The sequence below is a fragment of the Mycoplasma sp. HU2014 genome, from assembly GCF_001199495.1.
Lineage (GTDB): Bacteria > Bacillota_I > Bacilli_A > Mycoplasmatales > Mycoplasmataceae > Mycoplasma.
In genome coordinates this window covers 1-20913 of sequence record NZ_LFYS01000058.1, presented here as the reverse complement: position 1 = coordinate 20913, position 20913 = coordinate 1, and the positions used below count along the sequence as shown (strand labels likewise).

General features: G+C 25.4%; 20 protein-coding genes and 3 tRNA genes. 7 read left to right on the top strand and 16 right to left on the bottom strand.

Going from position 1 to position 20913, the window contains the following annotated elements; all coding sequences use genetic code 4:
• Positions 1 to 1133, bottom strand: a 1133-nt coding sequence (locus AB668_RS03505) for an IS1634 family transposase (protein ID WP_050517642.1), incomplete at its 3' end; no start/stop codon positions are given.
• Between the two features lie 408 nt (positions 1134 to 1541).
• Here AB668_RS03505 and rpsD point away from each other — a divergent pair.
• The gene (rpsD, locus tag AB668_RS03500; RefSeq protein ID WP_050517641.1) at positions 1542 to 2168 is read left to right on the top strand and encodes a 30S ribosomal protein S4; all 627 of its coding nucleotides are present in this window, start codon (positions 1542 to 1544) and stop codon (positions 2166 to 2168) included.
• Positions 2169 to 2452: 284 nt separating this feature from the next.
• Positions 2453 to 4042 (top strand): MFS transporter, encoded by a 1590-nt coding sequence (locus AB668_RS03495; protein WP_050517640.1) that lies wholly within the window; start codon positions 2453 to 2455, stop codon positions 4040 to 4042.
• A 47-nt stretch (positions 4043 to 4089) separates the two neighbouring features.
• On the opposite strand, the gene tyrS is transcribed toward AB668_RS03495, so the two are convergent.
• Genes tyrS through ytpR form a run of 3 tightly spaced genes read right to left on the bottom strand, consistent with a single transcriptional unit; the run spans position 4090 to position 6996 of the window.
• Positions 4090 to 5337, bottom strand: coding sequence for a tyrosine--tRNA ligase (tyrS, locus tag AB668_RS03490; protein ID WP_050517639.1), 1248 nt, complete (start codon positions 5335 to 5337; stop codon positions 4090 to 4092).
• An 8-nt stretch (positions 5338 to 5345) separates the two neighbouring features.
• A complete protein-coding gene (locus AB668_RS03485) occupies positions 5346 to 6410 on the bottom strand; it encodes a nicotinate phosphoribosyltransferase (protein ID WP_050517638.1) in 1065 nt (354 codons plus the stop codon).
• Positions 6388 to 6996: a YtpR family tRNA-binding protein gene (gene ytpR / locus AB668_RS03480; RefSeq protein WP_050517637.1), complete on the bottom strand. Its 609-nt coding sequence runs from the start codon at positions 6994 to 6996 to the stop codon at positions 6388 to 6390. The genes AB668_RS03485 and ytpR overlap by 23 nt, the downstream gene beginning before the upstream one ends.
• 61 nt (positions 6997 to 7057) lie before the next feature.
• Here ytpR and AB668_RS03475 point away from each other — a divergent pair, with 61 nt between their 5' ends.
• Positions 7058 to 7912 carry a DegV family protein gene (locus AB668_RS03475; RefSeq protein WP_050517636.1) on the top strand — a complete coding sequence of 285 codons (855 nt, stop codon included), beginning with the start codon at positions 7058 to 7060 and terminating at the stop codon, positions 7910 to 7912.
• 12 nt (positions 7913 to 7924) lie between these two features.
• Positions 7925 to 8776, top strand: a complete 852-nt coding sequence (locus AB668_RS03470; RefSeq protein WP_050517635.1) for a DegV family protein — start codon at positions 7925 to 7927, stop codon at positions 8774 to 8776.
• A 41-nt stretch (positions 8777 to 8817) separates the two neighbouring features.
• Here the strand turns inward: AB668_RS03470 and AB668_RS03465 are convergent.
• From AB668_RS03465 to AB668_RS03425, 9 genes are all read right to left on the bottom strand, one after another.
• Positions 8818 to 8892: transfer RNA gene (locus tag AB668_RS03465), tRNA-Trp, on the bottom strand.
• 38 nt (positions 8893 to 8930) lie between these two features.
• Positions 8931 to 9006, bottom strand: a tRNA-Trp gene (locus AB668_RS03460).
• Between the two features lie 67 nt (positions 9007 to 9073).
• Positions 9074 to 9550 carry a hypothetical protein gene (locus AB668_RS03455; protein WP_050517634.1) on the bottom strand — a complete coding sequence of 159 codons (477 nt, stop codon included), beginning with the start codon at positions 9548 to 9550 and terminating at the stop codon, positions 9074 to 9076.
• A gap of 42 nt (positions 9551 to 9592) precedes the next feature.
• Positions 9593 to 9949, bottom strand: coding sequence for a hypothetical protein (locus tag AB668_RS03450; protein ID WP_050517633.1), 357 nt, complete (start codon positions 9947 to 9949; stop codon positions 9593 to 9595).
• Between the two features lie 29 nt (positions 9950 to 9978).
• On the bottom strand, positions 9979 to 10443 hold the full coding sequence (locus AB668_RS03445) for a Fur family transcriptional regulator (protein WP_050517632.1): 465 nt from the start codon (positions 10441 to 10443) through the stop codon (positions 9979 to 9981).
• A complete protein-coding gene (locus AB668_RS03440; protein WP_050517631.1) occupies positions 10443 to 10667 on the bottom strand; it encodes an acyl carrier protein in 225 nt (74 codons plus the stop codon). The genes AB668_RS03445 and AB668_RS03440 overlap by 1 nt, the downstream gene beginning before the upstream one ends.
• 27 nt (positions 10668 to 10694) lie before the next feature.
• Positions 10695 to 11051 (bottom strand): hypothetical protein, encoded by a 357-nt coding sequence (locus AB668_RS03435; RefSeq protein ID WP_050517630.1) that lies wholly within the window; start codon positions 11049 to 11051, stop codon positions 10695 to 10697.
• Positions 11038 to 12126 (bottom strand): hypothetical protein, encoded by a 1089-nt coding sequence (locus AB668_RS03430; RefSeq protein WP_050517629.1) that lies wholly within the window; start codon positions 12124 to 12126, stop codon positions 11038 to 11040. The genes AB668_RS03435 and AB668_RS03430 overlap by 14 nt, the downstream gene beginning before the upstream one ends.
• A 71-nt stretch (positions 12127 to 12197) precedes the next feature.
• Positions 12198 to 12273 (bottom strand) — tRNA-His (locus AB668_RS03425).
• Positions 12274 to 12395: 122 nt separating this feature from the next.
• Between AB668_RS03425 and AB668_RS03420 the strand changes: the two genes are divergently transcribed.
• From AB668_RS03420 to AB668_RS03410, 3 genes are all read left to right on the top strand, one after another.
• Positions 12396 to 13289, top strand: coding sequence for an ABC transporter ATP-binding protein (locus AB668_RS03420; protein WP_050517628.1), 894 nt, complete (start codon positions 12396 to 12398; stop codon positions 13287 to 13289).
• Positions 13282 to 14043: an ABC transporter permease gene (locus AB668_RS03415; protein ID WP_050517627.1), complete on the top strand. Its 762-nt coding sequence runs from the start codon at positions 13282 to 13284 to the stop codon at positions 14041 to 14043. Before AB668_RS03420 ends, AB668_RS03415 begins: the two co-directional genes overlap by 8 nt.
• A 607-nt stretch (positions 14044 to 14650) precedes the next feature.
• The gene (locus AB668_RS03410) at positions 14651 to 16945 is read left to right on the top strand and encodes an MAG6410 family transglutaminase-related lipoprotein (RefSeq protein WP_050517626.1); all 2295 of its coding nucleotides are present in this window, start codon (positions 14651 to 14653) and stop codon (positions 16943 to 16945) included.
• 251 nt (positions 16946 to 17196) lie between these two features.
• On the opposite strand, the gene AB668_RS05935 is transcribed toward AB668_RS03410, so the two are convergent.
• From AB668_RS05935 to AB668_RS03395, 3 genes are all read right to left on the bottom strand, one after another.
• Positions 17197 to 17391: a hypothetical protein gene (locus tag AB668_RS05935; protein ID WP_235443342.1), complete on the bottom strand. Its 195-nt coding sequence runs from the start codon at positions 17389 to 17391 to the stop codon at positions 17197 to 17199.
• A gap of 290 nt (positions 17392 to 17681) precedes the next feature.
• On the bottom strand, positions 17682 to 20177 hold the full coding sequence (locus AB668_RS03400) for a BspA family leucine-rich repeat surface protein (protein WP_050517625.1): 2496 nt from the start codon (positions 20175 to 20177) through the stop codon (positions 17682 to 17684).
• 201 nt (positions 20178 to 20378) lie between these two features.
• A partial coding sequence (locus tag AB668_RS03395; protein ID WP_152908052.1) for a transposase occupies positions 20379 to 20913 on the bottom strand: 535 nt, incomplete at its 5' end.

Here is a 20913-nt window from a genome sequence, read left to right as displayed (position 1 = left end):
TTTTTAATAAAATTTTGAACTAAGATATCTCTATCATTTTTATCTTTTATTGCACGTTTTTTACTAAAAGTTATTATCTGTTTTCTGAAATGACCGTTTGGTCGTTTTTTATTGTAAAAAGAAGCTATATCACGAACTTTATATTTAAAAGAACCATCAGTTATATAATCTTTTTCATCTAAAATGTATTCCTTAAACTGTTTGCTACCAGCTTTCATTCTATAAGAGATTATGTAGTTTCAATTTTTAGATTCTAAGAATCTAATATTTCTATTAACACTCATACCTTTATCAGCAATAATGGTTACTGTGTTTATTTCATAAAGGTCTGCAATTTCAAGCATGAAAGGAATAAATGTATTTGAATCAGCACTATTTCCAGGAAAAACTTTGTAATGTAATGGAATTCCGTTTTCATCGGTTGCCATTCCTATTACAATTTGATCTTCTTTGAATTTTCCATCCTTTGAATAACCAGGTTTTTTAAACCCTTCTCTTGAAAATGTTTCAAAATATGCGGTTGTTGCATCAAATCACAAAACATCAATTTTTCTATTTGTGTTATCACAAATTTTTTTGTTTAAGTTTTTCAGAATCTCGTCTTTATTTTTTGCAATATAATCTAATGATCTGTAAAATGAATTTTTTGAATGAGTATCTATTCTTTCTTTTTTTATTGTTTTGTAAGTGTTAAATACGCTAATCGGATTTTTAATTCTTTGATAAATTAATTGCATAATAACATCTTTTAGTGTTGTTGATCTTGTAGTTGAACAATTATCAAAAATATCAAAAATATCAAAATAATCAAAGAGTTTTTCAATAATCTCGTAACCTTTATACCTTTCTATAACCTCTTTTTTCAATGATTTTTTCTCTTTGAAAATTTCATCTAATTTTGTTTTAGCCTGTTCTTTTGTTCAAGATAGTGGGAAGTTTGCAATAATTGCTTTAATCACAGTTAGTGGATCATCGTGATATTCTTTCAATTCATGTAAATAACCATAACCGAATCTGAATTCAAACCCCTTGTTATCTCTTCTCGGCACCCCAATTGATAAATATTCACCCTTCTTAACTCTTGCTATTGATGTTTTTCATTGTCTTTTTGTATCTTTTCTTGACTTTTTCATATTTCTATTATATCATATTTAAGCATAAAAGTATAGATATTTATATTTTTTTATAAAAAATATAGCTACTAAAAACGTGCTGTTTTTGTAACTAAGTGGGAAACGTAGGAATATGTAAATTTTTAAAGAGCTATATAATTTAAAACAACTTTTCCGTTGTTTTTTTGCAAACCAGTTGAGATTTGTTTCTAAATAAGTTGAATATTTGTTTCTAAATAAGTTGAATATTTTTAAAAAAAGTTTATAATATTAAAGTTATTTAACTATATTCTGCATTCAGTTATAAATTAAATTCTGTCTATGTTAATAAAAATAGTAACTCTTAGCAGTAAGAGCGAATTAATAGACTGGTTAGTTTAGGAACTGTTCAAAATATTTTTAATAACCATATAAAAAGGAGAATTAGATATGTCAAGATATACAGGGTCAACATTCAAAAAAGCTCGTAGATTTGGTTTCTCAATTCTTGAAACTGGTAAAGAATTTTCGAAAGGTAAAAAAAGAGTAACTACTCCTGGTCAACACGGAAAAGATAAATCAAAAATTAAATTATCAGGTTACGGTCAACAATTACAAGAAAAACAAAAAGTTAAATTCATGTACGGATTAAGCGAAAGGCAATTCAGAAACACTTTTGCTAAAGCTAAAAAATTACAAGGAATTTTAGGGACAAACTTCTTAGTATTATTAGAATCAAGATTAGACAACATCGTTTACAGATTAGGATTTGCAATGACAAGACAAGGTGCAAGACAATTAGTAAATCACGGTCACATCTTAGTAAATGGTAAAAAAATCGATATTCCTTCATACCAATTAAAAGTTGGAGATATAGTTGAAGTTAAAGAAGCTACTAAGAAAAATGAAAAAGTTCTTGAAGCATTACAAAACAATGAATCAACAGTTGAATTCGTTAAAGTAGACAAAAATAACGTTAAAGGTGAATTTGTAAGATTACCAGAAAGAAAAGAATTAAATGCCGAAATCAACGAAGCATTCATCGTTGAATGATACAACCGTTTAATTAAAAAATAATTTAATAAATAGTGAAAGCAGGATCTTTATCCTGCTTTTTTATGTTTCCCACTTAAGCATAAAAAATTTATATTTTTATAAGTATTTTACGGTTGCTATATTAAAACCCTATCTAGTATATACAAAAAATACACAATGATACGTTGTTCTAAATAATGTACTTAGAAACCAATTTCGATATGGATAATATAAAGTTGTATTAAATATTCATTTAATACTTTCAAAATAAATATGACAAAACGTTAATTTAATTTGAACAAACAAATAGAAAGGACGTTGTGTACATGGATAAGAGTAAATCAAATAAAGTATTTACAACAATAAAAGACATTCCAATGTTTTTTAAACGTAACTTTGTTTTATTTATATTAGCTATCGCTGACGTTGCAATTTTCGCTATTCCATTTTACATGGATAACTATATTCCTAACATGAACGCCAACTTTAAATTAGCTCAAGCTGACTACTCACAAGCTGGTGCTGTGTATGGATATGTAGCAATGCCTTGTTATATACTTGGTGCTTGATTCGGAGATAAATTTAGAGCTAAATCTCTAGTTGTTGCCGGAGTTGTTATTACTGGTCTTTTAGCGGTTTGATACGTTGTTCTACCATTCATTCCTATGATGACAGGAAATGGATCAGTAAAAACTCTAATAGGGACAGCAAGAGACATAATGTTAACTCAATTGTGTATTATCTTTGCTGGATTCGCATTTGCAACAACCGCATTATTCTGAGCTCCATTATGAAAATTAGTTAAAAACGTTAATACTGAAGGACTTCCAGCTGAATTACAAGAAAAACAAGTTGGAAAAAACAATGGTATCCAAGGAATGATTAACGGTTTAACAGGTTTACTAATTGCGTTATTTGGAACACTATTATTCTTCTTACAAAAAAATAGTTTTTTAGGAAAAATTGGTGGAGAAAATGGAGTTGCTGTTGCTTTCTTAATATTAATTTCTATTTATGCAGGAATTATTTTAACATCAGCCGCTCTTGCAATATTCTTTATTAAAGAACCTAAAGTTAAAGAGCCTTTATCATTCTCTGTTAAAGCTCTTGTTAACGTATTAAAACAAAAAACTATAATCCTATTATCTCTTTTAGTTTTAGGAGTTTATATGTTACAAATGGGATTAAGTTCATATGTTAACTACTTAAGTAATGTATTCTGAATTCCAGCTATCGTTGTTATGATCATCGGTATTTTTAGAACTTACGCAATGCGTTTCTTAATATCAGGATGATTTGGAAAATGAGCAGATACTAGAAAATCATACATTCCACTAATCTGTGGTGGATTATTTATTGGTATGATCCTTATTTCAGTTGGTATTTTATTACCAGCATTCTCAGGAGATAACATTAATGATCCTTCAAAATTAAATAGAAACAGTGCTTCTGTTATCATTTTACAAATTGCTGCTGCATTTAACTTAATATTAATGGGGGCTGTAACTTGAGCTGTTGTTACAATTAGATGATCTCCAATTGGAACAGACTTAAAAGTTCAAAACGATAACTATGTTGCTGCTGTTAACATTGTTAGCGTTATCGCATTCACTCCAGATGCATTCTTTAAACAAATAAGATCAGCTATTGAAGCAAAACACCACATGTGAATTAAAAAAGACGATGCAGATAATATAATCGAATTTATAATAACACCTACAAAAGGTCAAAATTTAAGTTCTTATACTCAAGTTGCTAATACATATGGTAACCAATTAATTCTTGCTGTTGTTTTAGGATTTGCAGCTCTAGGGTTACTTTCAGGAATTATTCTACACTTCATATTACAACACCAAAACAGATTGGCAAATATTGAAAGTAGATTACAAGTTCTAGAAGAAAAATTAGCAAAATAGAAAAATAAAAATCATAGGTTAAGAAACCTATGATTTTTTTGTACGCTTTACTTTAATATAACTGAGAAATATTTTCTTTTACCTCTTTTAATTAAAAGGTATTTTTCTTCTATAGTTTTAAAATCACTTAATAATTGATTTTCATCAACTACTAATTCTCCATTTACATAAATCGCTTTTGAATTAATAAACTCTCTTGCTTCACGTTTTGAACTAGAAGCTGAAACTGATACCAATGCATCTATGATTTTTGTTGATTTTTCTAATTCAATAGAAGGTAATGAAACTATAGCCATTTTTAAAAGATCATCTGTTAAAGAATATAAATCTCCTTTGAAAAATGCATCAGTTAATTTGATAGCTTTTTCTAATCCTTCTTGTCCATGAACAAATTTTGTAATTTCAGTTGCTAATGCTTTTTGCATAACACGTTTATGAGATTCTTTTTTATGACTTTCAATTAAATCATTAATTTCTTGTTCGGTTAAGAAAGTTAAGAATTTCAACATTTTTTCACAATCTTCATCAGCTTGATTGAATCAAAATTGGTAAAAATCATATTCACTAGTTTTATTAGCATCTAATCAAACTGCTCCAGATTCTGTTTTACCAAATTTTTTACCGTCTGATTTTGTTAATAATGGGATTGTAAACCCTGAAGCTTTGCTATTTTCACGACCAACTTTATCGACAATAAAATCTATTCCACTTGTTATATTACCTCATTGATCAGATCCACCAATTTGAACAGTACAATTATTGTTTGTATATAAATGATAGAAGTCATAAGCTTGTAGCATAGTGTATGAAAATTCTGTTACTGATAACCCTGTTTGAATTCTTGTAGCAATTGATTCTTTTGCTAATAAATAACTTATATTAAAATGTTTTCCAACATCTCTTAAAAAATCAATTAAACTAATAGATTTTAATCAATCAGCATTATTTACAAAAGTAACATTAGGAATGATTCTTTGTAATTGCTTACTAATGCCTTTAATATTTTGATTAACTTGTTCATCAGTTTGTAAAACTCTTTCAGCAGATTTAAAAGAAGGATCACCAATCATTCCTGTTGCTCCACCAATTAGAGCTATTGATTTAAAACCGGCTAATCCAAATCTTTTTAAAGTAACAATCATCATTAAATGTCCTACATGTAAAGAATCGGCAGTTGGATCAAAACCACAGTAGACAAAATCATTATTATTTTGAGCTGATATGATTTTTTCTTGATTTGTTATTTGTTTTACTAGTCCTCTTCAAGTTAATTCATTAATAATGTTATTTTTCATTTTTTCTCCTACTTAACTTTCTTTAATCTTGGATTTTCAATATTTTTTCTACCAAATTTGGCTTGTTCTTTTCCATCTATTAAAACTGCGTCTCCAGTGAAATTAATATTAATTTCTGATAAAACACTTCCTACTCCGTAAATATCAACAGGAGCTTTTAATGACTCAAATTCAGCAATTTTTTCTGCTGTGAATCCTGATGAAACAATTATTTTAGTATGATTGCATCCAGCGTTATCTAGTGCATTTCTAACTTCTTGAACCAATTGAATAGAAACTCCATTCAATTTTACATTTTTAGGATACTTATCTTTATGTTCTTGTAAATATTTATCAATAAGTGCTTGAGAAGTATCTATCCTAACAGCATATAATTTGTCTTTGAAATAGTTTCCAACTTCATATGCAGTGTTAACGCAATCATTATGATAATCAATTAAAATAGTTAGATTGTTATCTGGAAATGTTTTATAAAATGCTTGAGCAGCTTTTAAAGTATCACCGTTAAAAGCTTGAATTAAAGCGTGAGACATTGTACCTAAAGGTTTAGAAACATTTTCATCATCTATATATTCTAAAGCGGCTTGAGTTACAAAATGTCTAAATCCACCAATATAAGAAGCATAACCATCACTTGATAAAGTCTCATAACTATCAGCTCTATCAAACATATTAACTACTGTTTTATCTTTTGCAGCTTCAATAACTTTTTTTGAATTAGTTGCAATTGATGTATTTCTAGATAAAATACCATCAATCATACCTTCTAATCAACCAAAATCCTTATAAAGACCGGTTATTTTTAAAACTGGCTCTTTTGAATTAATAATATCTCCATCGTTTAGTGATCAAATTTCTAAGTCGTTATAGTTAGGACAAGCAAATTCTAATAAATCTAATACTTCTCTAATTCCACATAAAACTACATTATCATTTCTTTGAAAAAATTGCATAGTTATTCTATGTTTTAGTTCAAATTCATCTATGATTTGAATTGTTTTTTTGAAATAATCAGCTACATAATATTTTTCTTTAACTTTTTGATCAAATTTAAACTTGTTTTTGTTCATCATAATAAACACCTCAAAAACTCTGACCTATTTTATTTGAATATTCAGAACCTAGTTCAATGATACCGTGACTTTCTTTTTCTAATTTTAATTCTCTTGCACTACATAACATACCAAAAGAATCTATTCCTTTAACTTTTCCTTCAGTTATTAATGAACCATTAGGCATTCAAGTTCCTGAGGTTGCAACAACAACTAATAAACCTTTTCTAGCATTAGAAGCACCACAAACAATTTGAAGTACTTCTTGTTTTATATCAACTTCACACAAGTGAAGATGAGTACCTTCTATAGCTTGACAACTTAATATTTTACCTATTAAAAATTGTTTTTCTTGTTTAACTGGATGGATGTCTTTTAAAATATTTTCTACATATTCAACTACTTCTTGTTTTTCAGAACAAAACGAATCTTTAATTGTAATATCTTTTGATACATCAAAAATATTAACTCCTATTATTTTGTCATTCTTTTTCAAAACAACAATATTATTAATTCTTTCTGTTGTAGTTACTTGTTCATTTGAAAAACTAACTAATAACGTATCAAATTGCTTATTATAAAAGACCCCAAATTTTAAACTAATCATTATAAATAAATCCCCTATCTAATTGATTTTAATTATACCAATTTATATAATTTAAATAAATATGTATAGAAAAAGGTGATGTAAGATTAAAGTAGCAATTCTTACAGATTCTTCTTTTGATGGAAGAGTTTCAAATTATGAAAATTTATATGTAGTTCCTTTAATGATCACAACAGAAGATGGTCAAACTTTTTATGATAACGAAAGTTTAACAAAGGAATATTTTTATGAATTATTAGAAAATCAAACACTAAAAACTAGCCAAACTGCACCTGGTGATATGTTTGAAATTTGAGATAGTTTATTAGAACAATATGATCAAATTGTATTTTTACCAATTTCAAGTCAATTGAGTGGTCAATACAACACTTTTAAAATGTTAAGTCAAAATGAAGACAAATATAAAGATAAAGTATTTGTCTGTGATACAAAATCAGTCAGTGTAGTCTTACAAGAAATGGTAAGAAAAGTATCTAAATGAATTGGTCAAGGAAAAACTGGACTAGAAATTCAACAACTAGTAGAACAAGCTTCAAATGATTTTATTGCATTTATAGTACCAAAAAATTTAGAAACTTTAAAAAAGGGTGGAAGAATTAAACCTGCGGCCGCTGCAATTGCTAAAATGTTAAAGATAACTCCAATTTTAAGATATGATGGAAGTATCGATAAAGAAACTACAGCAAGAACGTTTAAAAAAGCTATATCAACTGCTTTAGAACTATTAAAAGATGAGATACAAGACTTGAAATATATTGATATTTCATATTCACAAATGAACAACGAATGCTTATGCTCAGTTGAAGAACTAATAAAAGAATATGATCTAGAAATTAGAATTAAATCCGAATTAACAAAAGTTATTGCATCACACACAGGAAAAGAAACTATTGCTTTAGTTGGGTGAAAAAAGTAGGTGGAACATATTATGAAAATAGGAATTTTAATAGATAGTTCATCAATTTATGATGTATCTAAATTGAAAAATACAAATATTGATTTATTACCATTGCACATAGTTATGACAGATAATGTTGAGATTTTAGATTCTGAATCTAATGTTTCTAAAAATAACATTTTAAAAAGAGTTATTGCTGGTGAAAATATAAAAACTAGTCAAGCTAGTCCAGGTGAATTAGAACAAAAATATAGTGAAATGTTAAAAGAATATGATCATATTATTCACATTCCAATCACTAAAAACTTATCTTCTATGTTACAAACTGCACTATTAGTAAGTAATGATGAAAAATTTACTGACAAAGTTACAGTTTATGAAAATACAGATTTAGCTGCACAAGGAATTGGTTTAATTGCTTTTGAATTAAGTAAAGCCATTCAAAACAACGAAATTAAAACTGTTGCTGAAGCAATAAAATTTATTGAAGAAAATAAATCTAGAGTTTATGTTTCTATTATTCCTGGAGATCTAAAAAGATTATTAAGTGGAGGTAGAGCACTTGGAATATTAACAAGTGTCTTAAACATTTTAAAAACAAAATTATTAATAGTATGAGGAAAAGAACCTAAAAAAGAAGCGTTCAGTAGAACATATTCAAGTTTAACTGAAAGAGTTATAAAAAACTTAAAAGATAAATATAAAGATTCTGAATTTGAATTATATGTTTTAAAAACTCCTCTAACAAATGAAAAGACATTTAGTATAGTTAAAAAAACACTAGATAATGCAAAAATTAAATTTATTGATGATGTAGTTCCAAATATATACACTGTTCATGCAGGCGTTGACACAATAGCCTTTATTGCTATTGAAAAATAAAAAAGCTGGTCTTAGAACCAGTTTTTAATTTTCTCTTATCTTGGCAGGAGAGAAAGGAATCGAACCCTCAACACTCGGTTTTGGAGACCGATGTTCTACCATTGAACTACTCTCCTAATAAAAATCACACATGGTGTGATTTTTTTCTCTATAATGGCAGGGGCAACAAGACTCGAACTCGTGACACTCGGTTTTGAAGACCGATGTTCTACCAACTGAACTATGCCCCTATAAGATTACCTTATTTATTATAAAGAAATGTTTCTTTTTTTTCAATATTTAAGTCTTATTTTAATCCTAAAAGTTGTCTATTATCTTATCTGACAAATGTATATTAGATGGTATCTCTACACCATTTTTATCTAAGAAGTCTTTAACCTTATCAATCAATCCATTTATCTTTTCAGGTTCTTTAACTAAATCAAATATGTTTTCATTAAAAACTTCGTCAGACAAAGTGCGTATTTCTTCTAATTGTTTATCAGTTAAATTTGAAATCTGTTCTTCTATTTTATCTTTATTCTGATTAAATCAATCTTTCGCTTCTCCTGATAAATCATTTTTTCCGTTATTAATAAAGTCTTCAGCTAAATTTTTTATACCATTAAATCTTTCTGTGATTATTTCTTTATTAGCTTTTGGATCATCAACAGGTGGAACTATTTTTTTTGTAAATAAAGGAGTTGTTAGTAATCCTCATTTTCATACTCCATATCCAATGGGTGCTATTAATGATACAACTAATATTAATGGTAAAATCTTTTTCAATTTCATATTAAAGTAATCTCCATTTAACTCTGATTTAATTTTTCTATTCTATTCTTTTACTTTCTTTTTCTTCTTTTTAATTCATAAAAATAAAGAGATCGTTACTAATGTTATATAGATTATGTTACTTATTGGTAAGACATAGAAAATTAATATTGCACCTATTTTATGATTTAATAAATCGAAATCTAAAGATCATATATCAATAAGTGACTTTCCTCCTAAAGTATCTTTTGCTGAATCGATAAAAAATTTAACATTAGATTCCTTTAATGCATTAACTAACTTTGTTATGTATTCTGCTTTGGTTGAAAAACTTAAAAGCGCAACACCGATAAAAAATATAAGTACACACAATAAAACTCAGACTAATAATCTGAATACATTCAAAATTATTCTAATCATATTCTTTTCCTATCTAAATATATAATCAATTATTGACCGGTTTTGTTCAAACAACTTTTACAATATCCGTGACCTTCTATCTTAAAGTGATCAAGTTGTATCCCGTTTGCCTGACTTAATTCTAGTAATTCTAAGAAATTATAATCATCGGTTTGTTTATCAGTTAAATGAATTACTTTTGAACAATTATCACATTTTAAATGTACAGATTTTTCTGTAGCAATTTCATATCAAATTGTTTTACCGTTGAAAGTATTTGCAAAAATTATATGTTCACTTAATAATAAATCCATTGTGTTATAAACACTCATAACATTTATATTACCAAGTTCTTGATTTAAATTTGATATTATATCTTGAATTGTTAGATGCTCAGAAGTTATTAATAATTTGATAATAGCTGTTCTAATTTCTGTTAATCTAATTTTTTTATTTTTAAATTTTTTGATTATTTTTTCGTATTTTTCTTTTTGAGTTTGTTTTAACTTTATCATTACTTTTTCAACTCTTCAATTACGTTTAATAGATCAGAAACTGTTTTGATACTTAGTAATGCATCATCATCAATTCTAATATCTAATTTATCTTCTAACTCAACAATTAAATCCATCAAATCTAAAGAATCAAGACCCATTTTTTTAAATTCGGAGTTAGCGTTTATACTTTCTTTTGCACCTTTGCTTTTCAATTTTTTAACAATTTCATCATAAATGTTCATACAATCACCAATTAATATCTTTCTATTCTAATTATATACAATTTTATGGAACCATTTATAGTTTTTATAATTCACACATACTTCAGATTTGTTGTAAGTAAAACTAACAAGATCATCTAAAACTTTTAGATCTTTATTTTGTTTTTTTAATTCGTTTAAAAATGTAACTTTAAAATGATTAATGTTTAATTCGTTTTGATCTGTTAATAACTTATTAATATGATTCTTACTAATAATTGGTTGATTAATATTTTGATAGTTTTCAACTAAACTATTATTTACTGTAAAGATTTTAGAAAAATAAATTGAAGCTGAAGTTGAAGCAATACAAGAAGCAACTAGTGCTGTAGTTATTGAAATTCTTAGTCTTTTACTCAACTTCATATTTATCTATCTCTCTTTCTAATTTTTCATCTTCAATTAAATTTAAACTTGAAAAGAATTCTTTTGAAAACTCATAATGTTGAGTTATTGGATTTTTAATTTTCATTTGATTAACTCTTATAATATCAATATCTTTAACTTTAGTTTGAACTGAAAAAGTATCATTAAAAATTTTAAAATCAAAAGCTAATTTATTTGAAATTTCAGGATTAAAAATAAAACCTTTTAATTGGTTATTATTATCAACTACAAAATCTTGATCTGAATTAGTTTCTAATTTATTTACAAAATAAACAGCATCGTGTTCAACTGATAATTCAGGTAGTTGTTTATATTCTTTATTCGCTTTAACGTGATCGTTTAGTTTTAAATTCTCAATTTTAAAATAATTTTTAGTTTGTTGGCTCATCACATCATTAATAAGTTTATTAACTTCTGAATTATTATTTAGTTCTCTATCTAAATTAACTTTAAAAGCATAGTTAAACTTCATTAATTTATCATATATTTTATTAACAGTAAATTTATTGATAATATACTTTAATCGGTAATTTAAAAGATTAAAAGTTGTATTTGTTTTATCAGAATATTTATCATAATTTTTATAATAATTAATTAAATTATTTTGATAAATATCTTTGCTATCACTTGCTAAGGTGTTTAATTTAATATCACTAGTAAATTTTTGAATTTTATGATCTGCTTCAAATTCACAACTAAAAATTAGATCAATACTATCTTTATTAAATATTTTTACTGGTAGTTTAATTTCAATAAATTCTTTTTTATCATCACTTACTTGATATTTAATTGGATTTTTAAAATTATTAAATAATTCAATTTCTTGATTATCTAATTTATAACCTATTTTATATTTAAAGTTATTTAATGTATTAGATATAAAATCTAAATTTCTTTTGGTTTTATAGTTTTTAGATATGATTATATTTAACTTATAAAACTCATCATTTTTAATTTGATATTTTTTCTTAGAAAATATTACATCACAACAATAATTCGGTTTTGCAATAATTTGTCTATTTGATACTTCAATTTCTTTATGAACTATATTCATATACTCACCTCTATTAAAGTATTAGGAAAAAATAAAAAAACAACACCTGAGTGTTGTTGTTATTTTCTAAATGGGGCGTCGAACGGGAATCGAACCCGCGAATGTCAGAGCCACAACCTGATGTGTTAACCACTTCACCACCAACGCCGTGACTTATATATTATCTAAAAAACTAAGTTTAATGTCAATATAAACATATAATTTATTTAACATTATAATATTATATTATTGTTTAAGATTACAATTAAATAGATGGAGATGATTGATAAATGAATCAAGAAATTATTAATATAAATAATCTAACTAAAAAATTTAAATCAGGATATGGTATTTTTGATATTAATTTAATTGTTAAAAAAGGTGATGTTTATGGTTATCTAGGACCAAATGGTAGTGGAAAATCTACAACAATTAGACATATGATGGGATATCTTAAACCACAAAAAGGTTCAGTTGAAATTATGAATAAAAACGCTTGAAAACAATCTCATCTAATTCAATCAGAAGTTGGATATGTACCAGGAGAAATTAATTTACCAGAATATGTTAGTGGATTAAATTTTATTAAACAAATATTTAGTTTAAGAAATCAAAATAACTGAGATTATGTTGAATATTTAATTAATTATTTTGAATTTAATCCTAATATTAAAATTAAAAAAATGAGTAAAGGGATGAAACAAAAAGTTGCTTTAGTTATTGCTTTTATGCATAATCCTCGATTACTTATTTTAGATGAACCTACAACTGGATTAGATCCTTTGATGAAAAATAAATTTATCAATTTAGTTTTAGAATGTAAAAATAATGGATCAACTATATTATTAAGTTCACACGTATTTGAAGAAATTGAAAAAACTTGTAATAAAGTTGCAATTATTAGATCAGGAAAAATAGTAGCTGATATTGATTTAGAAAACTTAAAACAAATTAGTGATAGAAGATACGAAATTGTTTTTAAAAATAATCAAATTTTAGAATCTAAATTTTTAAAAGAAATTGTTGATAATAAAGCATTATATGTAGTTCAAGCAAATCAAGTTAATAATTTTTTTGAAGAATTAAAAAATTATCAAATTGAAATGTTAAGAGAAATACCTTTCTCACTAGAAAAATATTTCTTGAATTTTTACAAACAAAAAGGAGTTGATCAAAATGTTTAATTACCAATTATGAAAAGATTCTTTTAAATCTACAAAATTATTTTGATTTTTGATTCTACCCTTTATTTTTTTAATTAACTTTTTAATATTAATTTTTAATAAACATATCGATGATTCTATTTCAACTATTAAACTTTTATTATTTTCTAATATAGCAGGATTAAGCATAGTTGCCATGTCAATATTTTTTGTAGTTGTTCCAAATATATTAATGACAAAACCAATTGATAGAAATTATTTAACTTATACATTATCAACAAAACTATCTAGATTACAAATAGTTTTAAATAAAATTAGTTATTTTATCTTTTCAATTACTAGTTATGTATTTATTAATTTTTTAATAGTTCTTATTTTTATAATTACTAAAAAACCAAATCAAATAAATTTAACAGATTGATCATTACAATGTTTAGGTTATTGATTATTTTTATTATCTGTTGGATCAATATGTTTTATGTTTAGTTCTATATTTAATAAATCATCACTTACTTTACTTTTTAGTTCTATATTAATTGTTTTATCTTATACTTTATATATCACTTCAACAATAATTTCAAAAACTGATGCTGAGAATTTTAAAGTAGTAAAAAACCTTAAATACCTAACATTATTTTCACTATTTGATTACACTAAAATAGAATCAAAACATGTATCTAAATTTATTTATGATTTTATTGTTTTATCAAGTATTTCAATTGTGTGTTTTTCTATATCATCAATTGTTTTTGTGAAAAAAGATTTACCATTATAATTTAGGTATTGTTTTTTTCGTAGGTTTTGATTTTTTTCGTAGGTCTTGATCTTTTTACTGATATTCCAGACTTTTTACTGATTTTCTTATATATTACAAATGAAAATATTATAATTTTATTTGTAAAGGAAGGGAATATGAAAAACTTGAAAAAACACCCGAGTTTTGTCCTACTCTCCTTGTTATGCCAACAAATAAATAAAAAAGATGAAAAGTTCAGATTTTAAGGGGTTTTTCATCTTTTATCTTATTTCTATTTACTTTTTCCGATGTTATTCTAAAATATTTATAGAATACATTACGATAAGGGAGATAAGATAAATTTTAAAGATTCAACTGTTAAGACATTTTTAGAGTCGTTAGAGGGTATTAAGACAAAAATTGACAAGTTAAACAGGAAATTGTTAAAAGTTTTAGCTATCTAGAAGACTAATGAGATCAAAATGAAAGAACAAACACAATAAAATCACTAATGATAGATGTTGAATTTGATAAAATTTTGAACTCTATAAGATTTAAATAACAATTAAAAAGTTGTTGCACTTTTTAATTTAGCACAACAACTGTAAAACTCGTGTTATAATTTTATTTGTAAAGGAAAGTGAATATGAAAAACTTGAAAAAACACTTATTAAAAATACTATCAATTACTTCTTTTTCATCATTACCAATATTAGCAGTAAGCTGTAAAACATTAGAGACAAAATCAGAAAACAGAGAACATAAACCAAATAGTAGAGATACTAAACAACCAGATCAACCAAGTAATAATAATCATATAAAACCAAATCATTCAAACAAAACAGATCCAGATCATAATCAAAACAACACTAGTGAAAATAATAAAAATGATGTTATTCAAAAACCAAACAACAAAAATGAAGAATCTGAAAATGTTACACCAGTTGATGAAAATGTTACACCGGTTCAGCCTTCTTCACAACATATTGACCCAGACACTCCAACAATTTCTAATGTAGATCTAAATATTAGTGATCAAAGACTAGATTTCATTAACCAAACTTATTTAAGAAAAACTGTTGAAGATTTTGTTCAAAACCCTGTAAGTAATTTAAGTGAACAAGATTTACAAGCAATGATGTTAAATAATAATGTTGTTGTTAATTTCTATGCTCATAGTGATTTTGAAATAGATCAAAAAATAGTTGAATTAGATCAATTTGATAATAATAAAGTTCAATTAAAACTTATTAATAAAAAAGAAAATAAACCAGTTTCAAATAGTGAAATTAGATGATATCAAAGAACTATTACACCTTATGATTTAGTTTTAAAAGCAAATCAAAACGACAAAGACAAAGCAACTTTTGATTTAAAAGATGATGGTTGAGTACATTGAAAAGATAACAAAAGAGATGATGTTTGAATAACTCCTGAACAAACTTCTGCTTGAATTTATGCTGAATATAAAGGTTATTTATTTCCAGCTATTGTTAAAGTTTATTCTCGTGATCAAAGTGATTTAATGAATAAAGAAAAACTAGCATTGAAAGAAGCAAAAAAAATAGTTCAAGAAAATAATTGAAAAAGCTTACCTTTTCTTGAAAGAATAGTTGAATCATACAAATGAATGTTTACAAATGTTACTTATAAAGATGAAAAGGAGTTACATAAACACTTACCAAACGAAAATGCTTATTCAGCATTAGTTTTAAAAGCTAGTGTTTGTGCTGGTTATTCTAAAGGTTATAAAATGTTATTAGATGAACTAGGTATTCCATCAAGATTTGCTATTAGAGAAATATCACATGTAAAACACGTTTGAAATCTAATTGAAGTTGATAATAATTGATATCATGCTGATACCACATCAGATGCTTACCTTACTTCTACAAAAAGAGATAATTTTTATTACTTTTTAAATAACGATGATGATATTTTACCAAGAGATAACTATACACAACCTAACTTTAAAGGTGAAAGATTGAGAAATCTAAAAATTAAAAATTTTGTTAGTTCAAAAGATGATGTTTTAGCATTAATTGATAAAAGCTTTGATGAAAAAACTAAACTAGTTAAACCAATTAGTGTAGTTGTAAATAAAAACAATTATAAAATGATTAATGATGCTTTTGATGAAAGAAAATTATTAGTAAAAAATTGAAAAAGAAGTGGAAGATTTTATGGTGGTGTAAATCTAGAAGAAATAACTTATTATTTCATAGATAAACCATCAAGTGATATTGAAAATGTAAAAATCACCAATATTGCAAAACATACTGAAAATTCTATTAAAGTTGATTTTGATAAAGAAGTTGAAAATCTTAAAAAGGGTAACTTTGAAATTGAAAATGCTCTTATTAAAAATACAGAAAAACAAGGCACTTCATATATTTTACATCTTGATCATTTTAATAAAATTGGAGACGTTGAAATTAAATTAAAATCAGTAAATAAACAAAATTATAAATTTGATATAACTAAAAATGAACCAATAACATTCAAAACTTCTATAGTAGATTTTGATGCAAAAATTAATGCAATTGATGATAATTCTATAAAAGTAGAAACTAATCAAGATAACTTAGAATATAGTTTTAATAATAATGAATGAAAAGAACTAGGTCAAGATAAACTAATCAAAGATGCAGTTATAGGTGTGTTAAGAATTAGAGTAAAAAATAATTCAGGACTAGTTACTTCTGAAATGAAAATATTTAATATAACTAGAGATAGTATTAATCACAATCAAATAAAATTATTCAAAAATACAGTAATTGGTGTTGATAATACAATGGAGTATAAAGAAGTTAATAGTGATAAATGAACTTCTATAGATAAAAATAAATTAACACTAAACCAAAAAGGAGATTATCTAATTAGAATAAAATCTGTTAAAAACAATATAGCTTCAGAAGTTTATAAAGTTACAATTTCATAAAATAAAAACCTAAGGTGTAAATCGCCTTAGGTTTTTTGTTAAGCAAAGAAGTTTTTTATTGCTTCTTGTTTTGTTTCAATTGAAATTTCAAATGGAACTCTTGTTGTGTATCCCATTTTAACAACGACTATCATTTTTGCAGGTTATTTGTTAATGGCACAATTTCATTGAAAAATTGTGTCATTGTAAATATCACGAGCTGCTGTAATTTCTTTTTGTAGATACATGTTTTTGTTCATTGCTTTTTTAATTTATTGAAGTGCTTGTAGTTCAAAATAGTTTTCAATTTGTAAGTTTAATCCTCTAATTGTTATATCCAATTGAGTTGCAACTGTACTCATGTTATCGTTGTTAATAACTACTACTGATCTATAAGCTGCTACTGACTTCATAACATCTTTGTCAAGATCAACTGATTTTGAAACAATTGAAGCTAAGTTTTTCATAACTTCAACTTTTTGTTCTAAATAGTTTGAAATTTGAGAAGCATTGTGTTGGATTTTTTGCTCTAATTGAGCTGAATAGTTTTTAGCTTTAACTTTTTTATATGTAAAAAATAATTCCAGGAATAATTAACAAAACTCATAATATAATTTCAAAAATTAATAACTTTGTCCTACTCTCAGACATATAAAAACCCCTTTTTTCCGTATATTTAGTCCGGATTTGGGTGTTCAGTGAAAATTTATATTGAGATGTTTGATTAAAATTATTTATACAAATAAAATATTAAAATTTAATATTTTCTTCCAGATATAGATTTTCACACTTGATTTGGTAAGTATTTATTGCGAGCTCAAATCTGATGTGTTACACCGTCTGAATCTACTCAAAGATTACAGTAATTACCATCATTTGGATTTATACCATCAATAAATTGAAAATGATCTGTTTCATTTTCTTCAAAATATCTTGTTCATACATTTAAATTGTTTTTAAATTTATTTTTACCAAAAAGAAATCGTCTTGCGTTTTTAATATTTCTTAGTCTTCAGCTACCATTATAATCATATTCTTTTGTAAATCCATTATCACCCTCTGGTAGATATTGTCCATCTCCAAACGTTTCTGCGTCTTCAAACATTGAGCTCATATCTTCTAATCTTTGAACGTCTCACTTGCTAATATCTTGGTTGAATTTTTTTGCTCTAGCAAACATATTAGATGTAAGTTTTAGGTTTTGTGTATTTCATCTATTTAGTGGTTGATTAAATTCAAGTGCAGAATCAAACATATGTTTCATATTTTCTACATTATGAACTTTTCATGAATTTAAACTTTTGTTGAATTTTTTAGCACCACGAAACATTTCTTGCATAACAGCTACACCTGAAGTGTTTCAACTAGATATATCTTGATCAAAAGTCTCAGCATTTCTGAAAACTGCTCACATATTAAATATTCTGGAAGTATTTCATTTTTCAATACCTTTAATAGTTTTAGTTTTATGACCTTCAAAAGCATTAGTTAAACTTTCTATTTCACGTGGTAAATATTCTGGAACTTCATCTAAATGTGTAGGCATTTTTACAATTCTAATAGCACCATCTCGATCAAAATAATAACCTATTTTATCTATTTTTTTAATTTCACTTATATTTGATAAATCAATTTTATTAGTTTCATAAATTTTATTATATTTATCAATATAAACCGTATCTGCATATTGTTGATGGTTAATTGTGACTTTTCGTTCAAATTCCATACCATTATAATTTCATTTTATAACCCCATTTTTTATATGGTTATGAGGATCTTTAATATCAACTAATTGTAGATCGTTTTCTATATTAGTAAATCATGGATATTCTTTTAACTTAGGATCCTCTTTTAACTTAGAAACTATATATTTTAAAAAACCAATATGAGTAAAACCTCTTTTTTTATCAGAATCAGTTTTTTCTAAATTCTCAAATTCTTGTATTTTTTTTAAAATAGGTTGTATAAATCTAGAAAGTAGGTTGTTTGTTAAAAATAGTTTTGGTCAATATTTTTTATTTAAATTTAAGAGACTTGAAGTAGCTCAATTTTTTAAACTTTCTCAACTTTCTCAATTTTCTCATTTTTCTTTTTTTTGTTTATTTGGACTAATACTAATTAAATTTCATTTCGAAATATCTTGATCAAACACAAGAGCTTCATTAAATATTGATTGCATTTTTTTAACATTTGAAACATCTCAAGCAGTGTATTTTTCACCATTTTGTTTTTGTACTTCTTTTGTATTGATATCTTGATTAAAGTTTTTAGCTTTAGCAAACATTGAACTCATATCAGTTACATTTGATGTGTTTCATTTAGAAATATCTTGATTAAAGTTTTTAGCTTCAGCAAACATTGAACTCATATCAGTTACATTTGATGTGTTTCATTTGTCAAGATTTTTTATAGAATATGATTGAACTTGTTTAAATGCTGATGATAAACTTGTAATAAAACGTGGTAGTTTTTCAGGAACTTCACTAGTAGTATTTTTAAAACTTTCAATTTTTCCTTCTGCATCATAACCTATTTCAATGCATTTTTGATCTTGATCCTTGTATTTAGCTTTTTGTGTTTCTGGTCAAACTTTTTCTATATCTAATCTAAGATTTATCGATTTAGTTTTAACTCTAATATCTATATATTTAGTATCTGGTTTTGGTTTATCGCTTGGTCTAACATCTTTTAATTCAACTTCATCAACAAACCCTTTTTCTTTTAACCTTTTATTTAATTTATCAATAATATCTTTAAATGTTCATTTAGCTCAAATATCATCTTTAAATTCAGAGTTTCATATATGATCAACAATAATTTGTTTTATTTCTCTATTTTCTTCTTTTAATAAATCTATTTCATTTTGTTGTCTTTCAAATGAAGATCTTAGTTGTCTAACTTCAGCGTCTAATACCCAAAGTCTTGCAGTAAGTGATGCTCTTTCTCCATCTAAATCTTGATTTTGTTTAGTAAGTGATGATACTTCAGCTTCTAGTTGTTTAACTTTATTTTCTAGTTGTTGATTTTGTTCTATTATATCTTCTTGTATATCTTTAATTTCATTAATTTTTCTTTTTAAAGTTTCAACTTGATCTTTTAATGTTTTAATTTTATCTTTAATTTGATCAATAAGGTTTTTATTTTTATTTAAATTATATTGGCTTCTATTATTTGTATTATTAACAATACTTGGTATTAAAATAGCTGGTTGTGCAATAAGTCCTATTAAGAAAAGGTATTTAAATAACTTCATATAATTCCTTCCTTTCTATTTGTTTTATATTCTTATGTTTTTCTAATAATTAAATATGTTTTATATTTTTTAATCATTTATATTATAGTTGCAAAAAAAAAAAAAAGACTTGACAAAAATTATTAGACAGAATAGTTATTTTTATTATACACAACTCATAATTCTTGGGGTGTTTTTCATTAAAAAAGTTTTAGTCTAATACTATATATTTAATAAATCAGCAAGGTTTCGAACGTATTTCAACATCTTGCTTTTCTTTCATTCTTTACCACTTATCTGTTCCATTTTATAACTTCTTAAATATTCTATTATTTGTTTGAAAGAATAATTTTTGTGCAAGTCCAATTTAATAAATTGGTTCTTAACACGTGTTCCAATTATTAATGATAAGTAGTTTATAAATTCAGTTGTATAAACTTTCATTTCAGAATGAACTCTGGTTTTTGATAATTCTAAAATGTTTTTGTAAAAATTGAACATTTCTTCAATCTCTCATCTTTGATCATAAAGTGTGTATACATCTTCTAAACTCAAATCTACATTTGATTCAAAAGCAATTGTTCCAAAATATTCTTCTTCTTTTTTGAATTCAGAAATATCAAAATTATCTTTTCTCAAATGTCTTTGATACCTACCAATACTTTCTTTTCCAGCAATTTCTAAGTCTTTAAATAAATAGTAAAATTTGTTGTTTATTTGTTCTTTAGAACCTAAAAGTTGTTTTCCTTTAATGCTT